Below are 13,996 nucleotides of genomic sequence, written 5' to 3'. Positions count from 1 at the left end.
CGGTAGGAATCGGATATCGCTCGGTCGTGAACTGATTACTGACGACTGCTGAACTGCGTTCGACCCGTCCCGTCTGCTACTCAGTCAGGGATAGAGCAGCTGTTGCGGGTGCCGGATGACGGCGGCCCTCGCCAGTGCACTCGAGCGACGTTACGAAACGGCTCCATCGCCTCGAACGTCTTCTCTTCGGTACACGCCGCCAACAGCGGCCCGAATCGAGTCGCTGGTCGAACGCGAACAGTAGATGCGGGCCGTGATCCTTCTCCCGACGACCCACGCGACGTTCGATACACAGCCCGAAGGGAACGAGGACGATTGCTGCCATCTCCGGGTCGTCGGTTCGCTCGAGTCGCGACCGCAGGCCATCAGCGAGAACGACGGGGAGCGAATCGATCGTGCCGAGTGAGGGCGAGGGCCCCAGATGGGCGCGTGCTCCGGTCGGAACTCAACGGCCGGCGCTTCGGATGCGTCTTGCTCGGAGAACGTCAATCGGTTCGTGAGTCGAAGCGTTCGCGGATCGCTCCCGAGACGTCGGTGAGGTAGGCGCCACCCCAGAGCGCGACGAGGAGCGCGCCGATCGAGTTGAAGACGAAATCGAGCATCGTGTCGCCGAGTCCGTACTGCGTGAGGACGGCGTCGATCCCGAACGTATCGGCCGACAGCGCGATGGCGAACTCGAGTATCTCCCAGAGGACGCCGAACGCGAGGACGAAAAGCAGAATGAACACCGCCACGAACCGCTGGGGGAGGTGCACGCCGTCGGCGTGTTCGTCGAACGCGCGCACGGTGGCGTACCCCGCTGCGGCGACGAGCGACGCCGACAGCGCGTGCGTCAGGTGATCCCACCACCAGATATCGGTGTAGAGCGTCGTGGTACCACCGGGTAGACCGACGACACCGAACGCGTGGAGGAAGACTGCGGTCGTGATCCACAGCGTGAGACGGGGATCCATCGGAATCTCGTAGTCGCGCTCGAGGACCGCCGGGAGCTGGGTGACGGCCAGAGCCACGGCGGTGTTGATCACGATCCCGGCGTTACCGCGGTCGACCCCGACGAACAGCATACCGACCAATCCAACTTCCATGAGATAGGTGAGCTGGCGCTGGCGACGCGGGGACGGAAGCCAGCGCGCCAGACTACGCATCGCGCACCTCTGAGGCCGGCTGGGCGTCCTCCGGAAGGCGCTGTTCGGGACGGGCGAGTCGTCTAAAGTAGAGTTCGAAGACGACGCCAGCACCGAGTCCAGCGAGGGCGGAGTAGACGAATTCCCACATCACTGCGTCGTGGCCGGCCATAAACGGAATACCGAGCGTCTTTTCGGCGCTCCATCGCAGCAGCGCCCACAGCCCCGCCGCGGCCATCGTTCCGACGATGACGAGGACCACGGCGAAGCTGGGAGTCATTCGAACGGTCGTAAACGAGTGGAGTTCGACGGCGAGAACGAGCGCGATAGCCGCGACCGAGAGATACGCGGCGAAGTGACCGGTGAGTCGATCGGCGTTGATGGCCATACCAAGCACAGGGAGGGCTGCCAACAGGAGGACCTCCCAGGGAAGCATCGCGTGCGCCGACCGAAACGCGACCGGTGGGAGAACCGCCAGGGCCACGAGGGTCGCTGCGAACGTCATCCACAGGATCCCGCCGGTCAGCAGTTCCGCGAGGCCGATTCCGCCGATAACTACGATCAGCACCCACGCGACCGTCGCGTTGGTTCGACCGTCGGCGATCAGCCCCTCGAGCGTAGTCTGGGACACGGTGAATCGTACTGAGCGTTCTCACAAAAACGTATGTGGCCGGTCGCGAAACAGTCGTCCGGGGTCCGAGCGGACGCGGCGGGTCCTACGTCGGTACGACGACGAAAACGTACACCGTAGCGTACGCGGCGAGCGCGAGCGTTACCGCCATCATCGTGGTGAGCGAAACCTCGAGCGTTTCATCGAACGACGGTCGTCTGACGTAGCGGTCACGTAATCGGTCGACCGTCGGCGTCGGTGGTCCTCGTACGGCCCCACAGAGAACGCCGACACCGAGGATAGAGTAGACGAAGTGATACGAGACCTCGAGCGTCGGCGGCGTCACTGCGAGCGCGGCGACGCCGTAGGCCGCACCAACGGCCGCTCGGCGGTTGACGGTGGCAACGATCGATCGATCGGTCAGCCGACAGACCGCGACCAGTGCAAGCCAGACCGTGGCGAGTTCGATGGCGAATGCGCCCAGCAGATGCAGCGTCGGGTCGCTATGAAGCACGACCCGCGACTCGAGGATCGACGAACCGAACGGGAAAAACCAGTCCGGCGGCGCGCCGGTGACGAGATCCCCCCACGGGTGCGACCAGAGTCCCCAGAGTGCTGCAACAGCGATGGCCGGCGCGGAGAGCGGAGTCTCGCGGGCGACCCCGACGGCGACGAGACTGCCGGTGGCAGCGAACAACCCCATGACGAACGCGGCGATGGGACCGCCGTCGACGAACGCGACCGCGACGAGCACACCGAGTAGGGCACTGCCCGCGCCACGGGCGAGCCAGACGCGACCCGGGTCGCGGGCTGCGAGGAGGCCAAACGCTGGCGCTGCGACCGCGCCGACGACCAGCGAGTGGGTGACCGAGCGGTGAACCTCTCGGCTCGCGGCCCAGAACGCCGTCGGGACGCCGACCGTTCCGGATACGGCATCCGTGAGGCCGACGAGCGCGTACGCGACGTCGATGTCCGGAACTGCAGCGAACGCGCCCGCGACGACGCCGACGAGGAGCGCCGGACGACGATCCCAGCCACGCCACTGGGCGACGAGTGCGGCGACGGCGAACGCGAAGAGTGCATGACCGATAAACACGGGATCTCGAGTACGTAACGAGTGCCCTTAAGCGACTCGAAGCGGCGAATGATAGTAGTGCACAGGACGATACCCGGACCGACGAGAGCGCGTTCAGCGCCGCGAAATCGAAATTGGGCGGCGAACGCGATACCGACGCTGGCTGTTAGTTCGCCGATGCCGGTACATCTTTGCAAGTGGCACGCGAGCACACGCCTATGGCTCAGGAACCGCAGGCCGAGACGGCTCGAGCGCCAGCAGTTGGCGAACTTACACCGCCCGATCGAACCCTTATGGGGCCGGGACCGAGCGACGTCAATCCGCGCGTCCTCCGGGCGATGAGCACGCCGCTCGTCGGACACCTCGATCCCTCGTTTATCGAGATTATGAACGAGGTTCAGGACCTGTTGCGATACACGTTCCGAACGGACAACCAGTGGACGATCCCGGTCTCCGGGACCGGCTCGGCCGCCATGGAAGCTGCGATTGGAAACGTCGTCGAACCGGGGGACACGATGCTCGTCCCGACGAACGGCTACTTCGGTGGTCGGATGGCATCGATGGCTCGCCGAGCCGGTGGAACGGTAGTCGAAGTCGACGCACCCTGGGGCGACCCACTCGATTCCGACGACGTGGCGGACGCATTGGCCGAACACGACCCAGACGTGTTTGGGTTCGTCCACGCCGAGACGAGTACGGGCGTTCTTCAGCCCGACGTCCCCGAACTAACCGCCGCGGCCCACGACCAGGACGCGCTCGTTATCGCCGATAGCGTCACCTCGTTGGGCGGCGTCGAGCTTCGGGTCGACGACTGGAACATCGACGTCGCCTACTCGGGCCCGCAGAAGTGTCTCTCCTGTCCGCCAGGTGCGAGTCCGCTCACCCTCTCGGACGAGGCGATGGAGAAGGTGCTCTCACGCGACGAGGACCCGCGGTCGTGGTATCTCGATCTCTCGCTCCTCGAGGGCTACTGGGGTGACGAACGAGCGTACCATCACACGGCGCCGATCACTAACGTCTACGCGATCCGAGAGGCCCTGCGGCTCGTCGCCGAGGAAGGGATCGAGAACCGCTGGAATCGCCACGAACGACTCGCCGGCGCGTTGAAGGCCGGCGTCGAAGCGATGGGGCTCGAAATGAACGCCTCCGACGAGTACTGGTTGCCAAGTTTGAACGCCGTCCGCGTCCCCCACGGGGTCGACGACGGGGCGGTCTGCGACCAGCTCCTCGAGCAGTACGATCTCGAGATTGCGGGCGGCCTCGGCGACCTCGCCGGCGAAATTTTCAGAATCGGCTGTATGGGACACTCCGCGCGGCCGGAAAACGTGATCTACGTCGTGACGGCCCTCGGTGACGTCCTCGAGTCGATGGGAGCGGACGTCGATCCGGGCACTGGCGTGACTGCGACGCGACGCGCGCTGGAAAAGTAACGGGACCGGACTGCTATTTGGCGGGCGGACTGATTTTTTATGCCGAGACTCGCGGTCCTGGTGGGGCTCGTTCGACCTGATAGTCCTCCCCATCGACGACAATGATCGCCCACTCATAGCTCGGCTCGGATCGCTCGAGTCGGGCCTCGAGATCGTTTGCATCGTCGGGTTCGGCGACAAAACAATGGAACTGCCCCGATGACGATGACGGGACGTCCCCCGACTCGAGGACGGTATTGACGTGGACAACTTTCCATGCTCGTTCAGCGCGAAACTCGGGGCCGTTACCTTCGACGGTGTAGCCCAGGTCCGCGAAAATCGACCTGGCCTGTTCGACGAGACGCATGTTAACAGGACCCATTCGGTGTCATCTATGTTGGCGACCACTATAAATGTTGGTACGTAATGAGAACAACAGCTTACGTCCCACGTATCCGAAAACCGTGTCACGTATTTGATTAGTAAGAGGTCTAGTGGTATAAGTTTGCAATCAGTAATTGGCTATTATAGGTGCCGCCGTCGTTCGCTCCCGCGTTCCAATTCGCAGATTGTGATTGCGATTATTCGTGAGCGGCGTCCCACTCGGTCGGCTTGCGAAAGTTTCCACACCGGTTGCACTTGATCCGGCCCATCGCGTCCATCGCATTATCGAGGCTCTCGCAGTTCGTACAGAACCACCCGTATCGGCGGTCGAAATCTGGGGTTTCGTAGGCGACGAAAAACGGCCCTTTCGAACCCATGTCGCCGTTCGTCTCCGAGATGTAGACGGTATCGCCGCCCTCGGTCGACCTGGTTTGCATGCCCTACCGTATTGGTGCTCGCGGTAAATGACTGTCTTTCCGGATCAGCATCGAGGCCGAGAACGGCCGGTGCGATCAGCGTGGCCCGTCGAGCGATGACGAGTAGTACGCCCCCGTGTGAGACAGGTTCGCAGTGTTGACTGTCCGTACTGAAAGGTTTACCCGGCCAGGTCTCGTTCGAACGGCCAATGTCGCTGGTCGTGGTTCCCGTTCGGTATCCGTTAACCAAACACTCTCGTCGAACGCTCGAGGAGGCAATCGAAGTTGCTCGCGAGCGAGACGCGGACTTAACGGTCCTGCACGTCGACCTCTACCAGAGCGGCAAAAAGGTGACGCGGATCGACCTGAAAAACGCCGTCGAGGAGACGTTTGGACGGCTCGAAAACGCACGCTACGTCGTCCGGACTGGCTTTCTCGTCGAAGAGAGCATCCTCGACGAAGTCGCCGCGGAGGGTGCCGACGCCGTGGTCATCGGAAACAAGCAGGCCAGTCGCCTACGGCGGATCTTCCAGCGCCTAACGGATAACCCCGATATCGACCGCTATCTACGAACCCACCTCGACTGTGAAGTCATCACGGTCGAAAGCGCACACGTTTGACATCCTCTCCGCCGTGACCAGCGAGGGATCGAAGATCGCTCGAGCAGCCAGGCGGAACCCGACGACTGCGAAGACTTCTGCGTTGTGAGCGTCAGGTTTGGAGCCGTCAAAGTCGATTGCTTCAGGCCGAGCCACCAAGCTGTTGCTCCTATCTATGGGGGGATTCGGAGATACTCGTTGATACTCACACGCCGTCGTTCTTCGTCGGATTCATCCCCGAGGTCAAGCCTCGGGGCATTCTCCTTGCACTCCAGTAAACGGCGAGCTTTCGTCTCGAACCCCCATAACGACACGTACACGGGGCAGTCCTACTCACGCTCCGCTCGTTCGCGCGAAATCGACCTGCACTCGAGAACCAGAACGACGACCGGTTCGTGACGGGGCTGAGCCGTCGTTACTCGGAGTCGCCCGCGTTTCGAACGACGAACACTGGAACTGACGCGTTGTCGACGACCCGCTCTGAGACGCTTCCCAGCGAGGTTACCTTCTCGCGAGGACTTTTCCCCCGCGTGCCGATCACGATCAGGTCGATCCCCTGCTCGTCGGCGTACTCGAGAATCGTCTTCGCGGGCGTTCCAGTACGGACCTCGCTGACGGTTTCGAGACCGTCAGCGACCGCTCGCTCTTCGACGTCGGAAACGGACTGCTGTCCTTCGTCCTCGAGCGTGCGCTGGAGGTCAGTGCTGGTCTCTTCGTCGGCGGCGGTGGTGATACGGCTGTCGACTACGTAGAGCGCGTGGACCCTCGCGTTGTTGTCCGCTGCGATCGGCAACCCGTGGGCGAGCGTCTCGGAAATCGTGTCGCTTCCGTCGGTGGGAATGAGAACGTCGTCGTACATCTCTCGACCGGCTTCGACTTGGTCCGGGGCCTGTATAAATCGCCCCCACAGTGTCGGCTCACGGAACGGAATAGCGGCGTCCCCCAAACCGACACGAGATGCAGCCATCAGTGACGCGGTTTATCGATCGACCGGGTCCGTCGAGGTCTCGTCCGTATCGGCGGGCTCGACCGGCGCATCAGTGATCGACCGGTCGAAGCCGGAATCGTCGACGGCGAGTCGCGCGACCCCGCTGGTCTCGTCGAAGACGTGGTGACGGTGCGGATACGCGAATTCGACGTCGAGATCGGCGAAGCGCTCGCCGATAGCTTCCTGGACCGCGGATCGGACGACGACCTCTTTGTACGGATGTCGCATCCAGAAGTGAACGTCGAGGAGGATGCCGTGGTCAGCGTACTCCCGGATAACGCAGGTCGGCGCGGCAGCGTACCGGGCGCTGCCGATTCGAATATCCGGGCCGCCGGAGATGACCTCGTCGACGCTGCGAGCGGCCCGTTCTGTGGCCCGCCGAGCAGCCTCGAGGTCGCTTTCGTAGGTTATCTCGAAGCCGACCGATATCCGGGTCCGTTCGTCCTCCGCGGAGTAATTGATGACGTCGCGTGCATGTATCTCGGAGTTGGGGATGACAATGAAGGAATTCTGGAGGGTGAAGATCTTGGTATACCGGATCGTGATGTCCTCGACGAATCCGCGGTGTCCGGCGTCTGAGACTTCGATCATGTCGCCGATCTCGTAGGGCCGGTCGGCCAGCACGTAGAGACCGTTGATCAGGCTGGCGACTATTGGCGCGAGGACGATCGCGATCACGGCCGAGATGACAGTCACCGACAGGAGGATCTGCGTGTTGCCGACACCGATGATGCCGGCCGCGATGACACCGGCCCACAGGAGGACGGCAACCCGGAGACCACGCAGGACGGACCGCGTGACGCTCGGCCGCTCGATCCGTCGCGCGACTGTGCGACCGGCGATTCGAACGACCAGTTTCGAGAGATACCAGCCGACGGCGAGAACCAGAAGCGCGAGAACCATTTCGACCACTTCCGGTGGAATCGGGTCAGGGACCTGGCCCTGGATAGTTTCGACCCTCGAACTCTCGTTGGCCTGGAGGACCCTGGGCATGGCATCACTCTCTGGCCCGGAGTGGTTAAGAGTTCTGACCCTCTGTTTCGGGCGCCCGTCCCGATAACAACCTGATTTCGTAAATAGATGCTACTCGGTATATAATAAATCATTTAGCCTGTGGGAACGTAGCGTCGGGCATGGCACCAGACGAACTTCGCTCGACCGTCGAGCGTGTCGGGGATCGGTTCAATCTTGGCGAATACGAGATCGACGCCTATCTCACCGTATTAGAACAGGGCCAGCTCACAGCCAGTGAGATCGCTGACCGGACGGAAATCCCCCAGCCCCGCGTGTACGACACCGTTCGGAGCCTGAGCGATCGCGGCCTGGTCGAACTCCGGGAATCTCGCCCCATGAAGGTCGTAGCAATCGATCCCGCCGAGTCCTTCGACGACGTCCAGACCTCCTTCGAACAGATGATCCGGGAACTCGAGGCTCGCTACACCGCGCCTGCACGCGATACGGAAGCCGTTTCACTGGTCAAGTCTCGATCGACGATCCTTCGCTATCTCGAGGAGGTCATCGATGGCGCGGAGTTCGAGCTCGCACTGTCGCTTACGCCGGACCTACTGACTCGATTCGAGGCAGAGTTGCGCGCGGCCGTCGAATCCGGCGTAAGCATCGATCTGATCGTGACGCCCGCGAACGAGGCCCCGGATCCATCGGAGTTCGACTACGGCGAGGTCGCGTCCACCGCACGTGCCCGGCGCGGGATTACGACGCCCGTCATTGCCGTCGCCGACGGCAATTACTCGATGTACGCGACCCAGGATGCATTGCGTGACGATCAGGACCGGTACGGCGTCATCTTCAACCGGTCGGCGTTAGGCTTTCTCATCTCCGGCTTTTTCGGCACCGTCCTCTGGACGACCGCCGAACGAACGCTCGGCGAAGACGACACCGTTCGATCCTATCCCCGAAAGTACGCCTCCATCCGCCGGTGCGTGAAGGATCTCATCGACGAAGGCGGCGAGTTCTATGCGACGATCGAGGGACGGGACGTCGAGATCGGGGGTCAGCGCATCGTTCGCGGACGAGTCCGGGATATCTCCTTCGAGATTAGCGAAGAAATCGCAAGCCTCACGATCGAAACGGACGACGGCGACGAAGTTTCCGTCGGCGGCCGGGTCGCGGCCCTCGAGGACGTCGAAGCCCACGAGATACACATTGGACGGAACAGGCCCCCAAGGCTCGAGGACGACTGATCTCCGGTTGCCGATGCGGTCGATATCGGCTGCCGATTCGGATCTGGACGGAGTAATGATCTGATTCGTTTCTATCCGGCGACTCATTGGTCGTTTGCTGGCAGCTGCCACCCGACGTTCATCGATAGCCAATCGCGCGCTGGCGACGCTGTACTGGCGTTAGAGCGAGGACTACGACATCCGGAGAGCCCATCGACAGGCACGTCATAACCCGTCCGAAATCTCGACAGTCTACTTTTATTATGTTATTTATTACCAACAATTAAGTCGCACAACGTGGACTGACCAATGGTCATGGGTCGCGATACAGCCGGTCAAAATGATCGACCGCGCCTCGGGCGCCGGTCGTTCCTGAAGACCGCATCGGTATCCACGGCAGGCGGGGTCGCCACGGTCGCCGGTTGCCTCAGCCGGGGACGGAAGCCGGGGACAGTGGTGATGACGGCCGCCTCAGACGTCGCGGGGATCATGCACAGCGAGGGCGATCAGCCCTCGATCCAGAAGGCGCTGTGGGACGCGGGCCTCGACGAGGACATCCGCGTCGAGATCCAGACGGTCGTCAGCGACTCCGCATCGCGGATGCAGACGGCACAGTCGGCGCTCGAGGCAGGTCGTGCCCCGCCGGACATCCACATGATGGACAGCGGGTGGACGGTCCCGTTCATCCTCCGGAACCAGACGATCAACCTGAGCGAGGAGTTTCCGGACGACGTCCTCCAGTATGTGAACGACAACTATCTCGAAGCGATACTCGAGACGGCGCGCGATCCCCAGACCGGCGACCTCCACGCCCTGCCTCTGTTCCCGGACCTGGGGTTCACCCTGTACCGTCAGGACCTGATCGAGGACGCCGGGTACGATACCAGCGGCTGGGGGACGAACCCGCCGCCCTGGGAGGAGTTCGCGTCGGCGGTCCGCGACGCGAGGGACCAGGCTGGGCTCAACTACGGCCTCACGACGCAGGCGGCCGCGTACGAGGGACTCTCCTGTTGTACGTTCAACGAGGTGATGACGACCTGGGGCGGAGCGTACTACGGCGGCGTGGACAACCTGTTCACCGCTGGCGAGCGGCCGATCACCGTCGACGGGGAACGGGTCATCGACGCCATTCGGATGATGCGATCGTTCATCGAGGGCGAAGAGCGAAACACGTTGGACGGCTACCCCCAGATCTGTCCGGCGGCGATCGTCCAGTGGACCGAGCAGCAGTCGCTGGCACCGTTCGCCGACGGCCAGGCGATCTCGAATCGGAACTGGTCGTACGCGATCGCATCGACGGGCGTTGAGGATGTCTTCGGCGAAGATCTCGGCGTGATGACCCGGCCCTTCGCAGTCTCCCGGCAGGAGGCCCAGTACGAGGACGTCGGGGGCACCGCCGCTGCGCTGGGCGGCTGGAACCTCGCTGTGAGCCCGTTTTCGGAGCGCCAGGAGGAAGCACTGCAGGTCCTCGAGGCGTTCGCCAACGAGGACGTTATGCTCACGGTCTTCGAACTGGGCGGATTCCTCCCGCCAAACCTCGAGCTAGTCGCCGAGGCCAGCCCGGACGACGTCGGCCCCGTCGCCCGGTACGCCGACGTGGTCCAGTCGGCGAGCGAGAACGCGATTCCGCGGCCGGCGACCGACCTCTGGCCCGAACAGTCAGCGCTGATCTACCAGGCCGTGAACGGGGCGTATCGCGGCGTACAATCCCCTGAAGAGGCGATGAACGAACTTGCACAGGAACTCGAACAGAGCGAATCGGAGGTGCAAACGAATGGCAACTGAGACCGACGAGGCGGCGACCGACGGCGGGACTGTGACGGGCGGCGAGACCGGACGCGGCCGAGAGCACGAGCGGACGGGAAACGTCGTGACCAACTGGATGGAGAACTTAAGTGAAGCGGCCTACGCGTACCTACTGTTGTTGCCGGCGTTCGCGTTGCTGACGCTGATCGCGTTCTATCCGATGATCCGGACGTTCATCATGTCGCTTCGCGCCAATCAGACTCGCGGAATGGACCCGCTGGGCGGGTTCGTCGGCCTCGAGAACTACGTCGATATCCTCGCTGGAAACGCTCGACTGGCGCGGCAGTTCCTCGACGTGGGGCTGTCGTCGTCGTTTCCCTTTATCGAACTCGGCACGCCGTTCTTCCAGCAGGCGCTGTTCGTCACGCTCGCGTTCGCGGTCATAAGCGTCACGATCGAGACGGTGATCGGATTCGGACAGGCCTACGTGCTCAACCAGGACTTCCGGGGCCGGCGCTGGGTCCGCGTGGCGATCATCCTCCCGTGGGCGGTGCCGATCGTCATCCAGGGGATGATCTTCTTCCTGCTGTTCCAGCCGACGGTCGGATTCGGGGCGAACCTCATGCAGAGCCTCGGGATCTTCAGCGGAACGCCGCTGGCCAACAGCCAAGACGCCTTCATCATCATCCTCGTGGCCGACATCTGGAAGTCGTCGGCGTTCATGGCGCTACTGATCCTCGCCGGACTCCAGAGCGTCGATCGAAGTCTGTACGACGTCGCGCGCGTGGCAGGGGCCACCCCGTGGCAGCGGTTTAAAATGATCACGCTCCCGCTGGTGATGCCGGCGCTACTGGTCGCGATGCTGTTCCGAACGATGGACGCGATGCGCGTGTTCGGACTGATCGAATCGACAGCCGGCTGTACGACCGTCCCGTCGCTTACGTGTCTGGTCGTCGAAGCGATGTTCGGCGGTACCCGCATCTACGCGACGGCCGCCGCCGTGGCGTTTGCGACAGCGCTCGTCATCGGCCTGATCATCTCGACGTACGTACTGCTCTTTCGCGACACAGAAGGAGGGATGTATTCGTGACCGATCCGAAAGACACCACCGACCCGACGAACTCCACCGGTTCTGCAAGCACCGATCGCGAATCGACGCGAGATCCGACGCTCCGCCGTCCCGACGGCGGGACGACAATCCTCGAGGACGACCGCGAGGCTGAACTCGACCGCGGCCCGTTCCAGCAGTGGGTCGCGAACTCGATCTCCCACCCCGAACGGGTCTACCGGGCGATGTTCTACGTCGCGGCGATCTTCTTCCTGTTTACGACGTTGTTCCCGTTCTACTGGCTGCTGATGGTCGCGCTGACACCTGAAGGCCAGCTCGAGAACATCTTCTTGACGCCGAACGGCTTCAACCCAGGGGCGTTCATCGAGGTCTTCCAGGTCATCCCCTTCCACGTCTACATGTTCAACAGTTTCGTGATCGCGCTGGGCTCGACCATCGTCGTCCTGGTCATCGCCAGTCTCGCCGGGTACGCGTTCGGCCGCCTCGATTTCCCGGGCCGAACACCGCTCATGCTGCTCGTACTGGTGATATCGTTCTTCCCACCGGCCGCGTTCTTCATCCCGTTGAACGACCTCTTCAACACCTCGTTCGCGCTCCTCAGACCCATCACCGGTGACGGGACACTCTACAACACGCCGTTCGCCCTCGTAACGCCGCTGTCGGCGATCTTCATGCCGCTGGCGATCTTCATTCTGACGACGTTCTATGCCCAGATTCCCGACGGCTTAGAGGACGCGGCGCGCGTCGAGGGGACGACCCGGCTGGGCGCGCTGTTTCGGGTCATCATTCCGCTGTCGGCGCCCGGCGTCGCGACCGCGGGCGTCCTGACCTTCATCGCGGTCTACAACGAGTTCTTCTTCTCGTTCCTGATGACGGACGGGCAGCCCGAAAACTGGGCGCCGATACTCGACGGCATCCTCGCCTATCAGGGACAATACCAGGTGTTGTACAATCTCATGGCCGCGTCGAGCATCATCGGGGTCATCCCGGTCGCGATTCTCGTGGTCATCGCACAGGAAAAGATCGTCAGCGGACTCACCGCTGGCGCACTCAAAGAGTAACACAATGGCACGAGTACGACTCGAGAACATCACGAAACGCTACGAAGACGTCACCGCAGTCGACGACGTGAGTATGGAGATCGAAGACGGCGAATTCGTCACATTCGTTGGCCCGTCGGGCTGTGGCAAGTCGACGACGATGGAAGCCGTCGCGGGACTCACGCAGCCGACCGAGGGCCGAGTGTACATCGGTGAGGACGACGTAACCAACCTCGCACCGAAGGATCGAGGTGTCGCGATGGTCTTCCAGAACATCGCGCTGTTCCCGCACATGAACGTCTACGATAACATCTCGTTCGGGCTGCGCCTCCGGAAGTACGACGACGAGGAGGTCCGTCGGCGCGTCGAGCAGGCCGCCGACGTCGTCCAACTCGAGGGAATGCTCGAACGGATGCCCGACGAACTGTCCGGCGGGCAGCGCCAACGGGTCGCGATCGCTCGTTCGATCGTGCGCAATCCCGACGTCTTCCTGATGGACGAGCCGTTGGCCAACCTGGACGCGAAGCTTCGGGTCCACATGCGGACCGAACTCCAGCGGCTTCACCGGGAACTGGGGACGACGGTCATCTACGTCACGCACGACCAGGCCGAGGCAATGACGATGTCGAACCGGATCGCCGTCCTGAACGAAGGGAGGCTTCAGCAGATCGACCCGCCGCTGACCTGCTATAACGAGCCGGCGAACCTGTTCGTCGCCGGCTTCATCGGGTCACCGTCGATGAACTTCGTCGAGGGTGAACTCGTCGAGGGCGGCCTCGAAACGACCAACTTCACCGTCGATCTCGATTCGACCAGTGTACCCGGTGTAACGGTCGGCGACACCGTCACGCTGGGGATCAGACCGGAGGACGTTCACCTGTCCCAGGAGGCGGATTCCCTCGCTTCGGTGACGGCCCCGATCGACGCCCGCACCGACGTGCTCGAACCGATGGGAGACGAGATCTTCGTCTACTTGTTGCTATCCGAGGCCGCGGCGGGGTCGATGGAAGAAGACCCCTCTACGTCGCCGGACCAATTACTGATGAGCGTTACCCCCGATACGGATATCGAGGCGGAACAGGATGTCGAGGTCGTCCTCGATCGATCGAAAATCCACCTCTTCGAGACGGCCACCGGTGACGCGCTCGTCCACGGTGTCACCGATCTCTCGGAACGCGGGTCTGGCCCGACTCCGACAGAGGCTGACAGTTGAACATAGATGACGGGTTATAAATATATCAACCTCGGATTTTTCGGCCATTTTCGCCCATTTCGGCGTGGTCGATGGGGATTGCCGACGGACCGACGCTGCCCGGGTTAGGCGACGGACAAAAGGTGCTCGAGCCGAACTATTCA

General features: G+C 62.6%; 15 protein-coding genes. 8 read left to right on the top strand and 7 right to left on the bottom strand.

Going from position 1 to position 13,996, the window contains the following annotated elements:
- Positions 1–244: 244 nt before the first annotated feature.
- Complete coding sequence (locus tag NJU76_RS15960) at positions 245–406, top strand: hypothetical protein (RefSeq protein ID WP_254530355.1); 162 nt, start codon at positions 245–247, stop codon at positions 404–406.
- A gap of 79 nt (positions 407–485) precedes the next feature.
- Here NJU76_RS15960 and NJU76_RS15955 read toward each other — a convergent pair whose 3' ends face one another.
- From NJU76_RS15955 to NJU76_RS15945, 3 genes are all read right to left on the bottom strand, one after another.
- On the bottom strand, positions 486–1,145 hold the full coding sequence (locus NJU76_RS15955; RefSeq protein WP_254530354.1) for a DUF2238 domain-containing protein: 660 nt from the start codon (positions 1,143–1,145) through the stop codon (positions 486–488).
- Positions 1,138–1,755, bottom strand: coding sequence for a hypothetical protein (locus tag NJU76_RS15950; protein WP_254530353.1), 618 nt, complete (start codon positions 1,753–1,755; stop codon positions 1,138–1,140). Before NJU76_RS15950 ends, NJU76_RS15955 begins: the two co-directional genes overlap by 8 nt.
- 85 nt (positions 1,756–1,840) lie before the next feature.
- On the bottom strand, positions 1,841–2,830 hold the full coding sequence (locus NJU76_RS15945; RefSeq protein WP_254530352.1) for a metal-dependent hydrolase: 990 nt from the start codon (positions 2,828–2,830) through the stop codon (positions 1,841–1,843).
- A 197-nt stretch (positions 2,831–3,027) separates the two neighbouring features.
- Between NJU76_RS15945 and NJU76_RS15940 the strand changes: the two genes are divergently transcribed.
- Positions 3,028–4,239, top strand: a complete 1,212-nt coding sequence (locus NJU76_RS15940) for a pyridoxal-phosphate-dependent aminotransferase family protein (protein ID WP_254530351.1) — start codon at positions 3,028–3,030, stop codon at positions 4,237–4,239.
- A 37-nt stretch (positions 4,240–4,276) separates the two neighbouring features.
- Here the strand turns inward: NJU76_RS15940 and NJU76_RS15935 are convergent, their stop codons facing one another.
- Positions 4,277–4,585, bottom strand: coding sequence for a DUF7116 family protein (locus NJU76_RS15935; protein ID WP_254532484.1), 309 nt, complete (start codon positions 4,583–4,585; stop codon positions 4,277–4,279).
- Between the two features lie 214 nt (positions 4,586–4,799).
- Positions 4,800–5,039: a DUF5816 domain-containing protein gene (locus NJU76_RS15930; RefSeq protein WP_254530350.1), complete on the bottom strand. Its 240-nt coding sequence runs from the start codon at positions 5,037–5,039 to the stop codon at positions 4,800–4,802.
- 188 nt (positions 5,040–5,227) lie between these two features.
- On the opposite strand from NJU76_RS15930, the gene NJU76_RS15925 reads away from it, so the two are divergent.
- A complete protein-coding gene (locus NJU76_RS15925) occupies positions 5,228–5,638 on the top strand; it encodes a universal stress protein (protein ID WP_254530349.1) in 411 nt (136 codons plus the stop codon).
- Positions 5,639–6,032: 394 nt separating this feature from the next.
- On the opposite strand, the gene NJU76_RS15920 is transcribed toward NJU76_RS15925, so the two are convergent.
- Both NJU76_RS15920 and NJU76_RS15915 read right to left on the bottom strand, forming a co-directional pair.
- Positions 6,033–6,476, bottom strand: coding sequence for a universal stress protein (locus NJU76_RS15920; RefSeq protein WP_254530348.1), 444 nt, complete (start codon positions 6,474–6,476; stop codon positions 6,033–6,035).
- A gap of 120 nt (positions 6,477–6,596) precedes the next feature.
- The gene (locus NJU76_RS15915) at positions 6,597–7,598 is read right to left on the bottom strand and encodes a mechanosensitive ion channel family protein (RefSeq protein ID WP_254530347.1); all 1,002 of its coding nucleotides are present in this window, start codon (positions 7,596–7,598) and stop codon (positions 6,597–6,599) included.
- Positions 7,599–7,738: 140 nt separating this feature from the next.
- Between NJU76_RS15915 and trmB the strand changes: the two genes are divergently transcribed.
- The 5 genes from trmB to NJU76_RS15890 all read left to right on the top strand — a co-directional run bounded on the left by trmB (position 7,739) and on the right by NJU76_RS15890 (position 13,853).
- On the top strand, positions 7,739–8,806 hold the full coding sequence (gene trmB / locus NJU76_RS15910) for an HTH-type sugar sensing transcriptional regulator TrmB (protein ID WP_254530346.1): 1,068 nt from the start codon (positions 7,739–7,741) through the stop codon (positions 8,804–8,806).
- 294 nt (positions 8,807–9,100) lie between these two features.
- On the top strand, positions 9,101–10,570 hold the full coding sequence (locus tag NJU76_RS15905; RefSeq protein WP_254530345.1) for an extracellular solute-binding protein: 1,470 nt from the start codon (positions 9,101–9,103) through the stop codon (positions 10,568–10,570).
- The gene (locus NJU76_RS15900) at positions 10,560–11,621 is read left to right on the top strand and encodes a carbohydrate ABC transporter permease (protein WP_254530344.1); all 1,062 of its coding nucleotides are present in this window, start codon (positions 10,560–10,562) and stop codon (positions 11,619–11,621) included. The genes NJU76_RS15905 and NJU76_RS15900 overlap by 11 nt, the downstream gene beginning before the upstream one ends.
- Positions 11,618–12,661 carry a carbohydrate ABC transporter permease gene (locus tag NJU76_RS15895; protein WP_254530343.1) on the top strand — a complete coding sequence of 348 codons (1,044 nt, stop codon included), beginning with the start codon at positions 11,618–11,620 and terminating at the stop codon, positions 12,659–12,661. The genes NJU76_RS15900 and NJU76_RS15895 overlap by 4 nt, the downstream gene beginning before the upstream one ends.
- Before the next feature lie 4 nt (positions 12,662–12,665).
- Positions 12,666–13,853 carry an ABC transporter ATP-binding protein gene (locus NJU76_RS15890; RefSeq protein ID WP_254530342.1) on the top strand — a complete coding sequence of 396 codons (1,188 nt, stop codon included), beginning with the start codon at positions 12,666–12,668 and terminating at the stop codon, positions 13,851–13,853.
- The last annotated feature ends 143 nt before the right edge of the window (positions 13,854–13,996 follow it).

This window comes from Natrinema gelatinilyticum (genome assembly GCF_024266705.1).
In the GTDB taxonomy this organism is placed as follows: domain Archaea; phylum Halobacteriota; class Halobacteria; order Halobacteriales; family Natrialbaceae; genus Natrinema; species Natrinema gelatinilyticum.
Note: the sequence above shows the minus strand (reverse complement) of the source record. Positions and strands in the feature narration are given on the sequence as shown.

What these genes read in the sequence shown, in the direction of transcription:
- NJU76_RS15960 (WP_254530355.1), top strand. Translation starts at nt 245, where the DNA reads ATGCGGGCCGTGATCCTTCTCCCGACGACCCACGCGACGTTCGATACA.
- NJU76_RS15955 (WP_254530354.1), bottom strand. Translation starts at nt 1,145, where the DNA reads ATGCGTAGTCTGGCGCGCTGGCTTCCGTCCCCGCGTCGCCAGCGCCAG.
- NJU76_RS15940 (WP_254530351.1), top strand. Translation starts at nt 3,028, where the DNA reads ATGGCTCAGGAACCGCAGGCCGAGACGGCTCGAGCGCCAGCAGTTGGC.
- NJU76_RS15935 (WP_254532484.1), bottom strand. Translation starts at nt 4,585, where the DNA reads ATGCGTCTCGTCGAACAGGCCAGGTCGATTTTCGCGGACCTGGGCTAC.
- NJU76_RS15930 (WP_254530350.1), bottom strand. Translation starts at nt 5,039, where the DNA reads ATGCAAACCAGGTCGACCGAGGGCGGCGATACCGTCTACATCTCGGAG.
- NJU76_RS15925 (WP_254530349.1), top strand. Translation starts at nt 5,228, where the DNA reads ATGTCGCTGGTCGTGGTTCCCGTTCGGTATCCGTTAACCAAACACTCT.
- NJU76_RS15920 (WP_254530348.1), bottom strand. Translation starts at nt 6,476, where the DNA reads ATGTACGACGACGTTCTCATTCCCACCGACGGAAGCGACACGATTTCC.
- NJU76_RS15915 (WP_254530347.1), bottom strand. Translation starts at nt 7,598, where the DNA reads ATGCCCAGGGTCCTCCAGGCCAACGAGAGTTCGAGGGTCGAAACTATC.
- trmB (WP_254530346.1), top strand. Translation starts at nt 7,739, where the DNA reads ATGGCACCAGACGAACTTCGCTCGACCGTCGAGCGTGTCGGGGATCGG.
- NJU76_RS15905 (WP_254530345.1), top strand. Translation starts at nt 9,101, where the DNA reads ATGGGTCGCGATACAGCCGGTCAAAATGATCGACCGCGCCTCGGGCGC.
- NJU76_RS15900 (WP_254530344.1), top strand. Translation starts at nt 10,560, where the DNA reads ATGGCAACTGAGACCGACGAGGCGGCGACCGACGGCGGGACTGTGACG.
- NJU76_RS15890 (WP_254530342.1), top strand. Translation starts at nt 12,666, where the DNA reads ATGGCACGAGTACGACTCGAGAACATCACGAAACGCTACGAAGACGTC.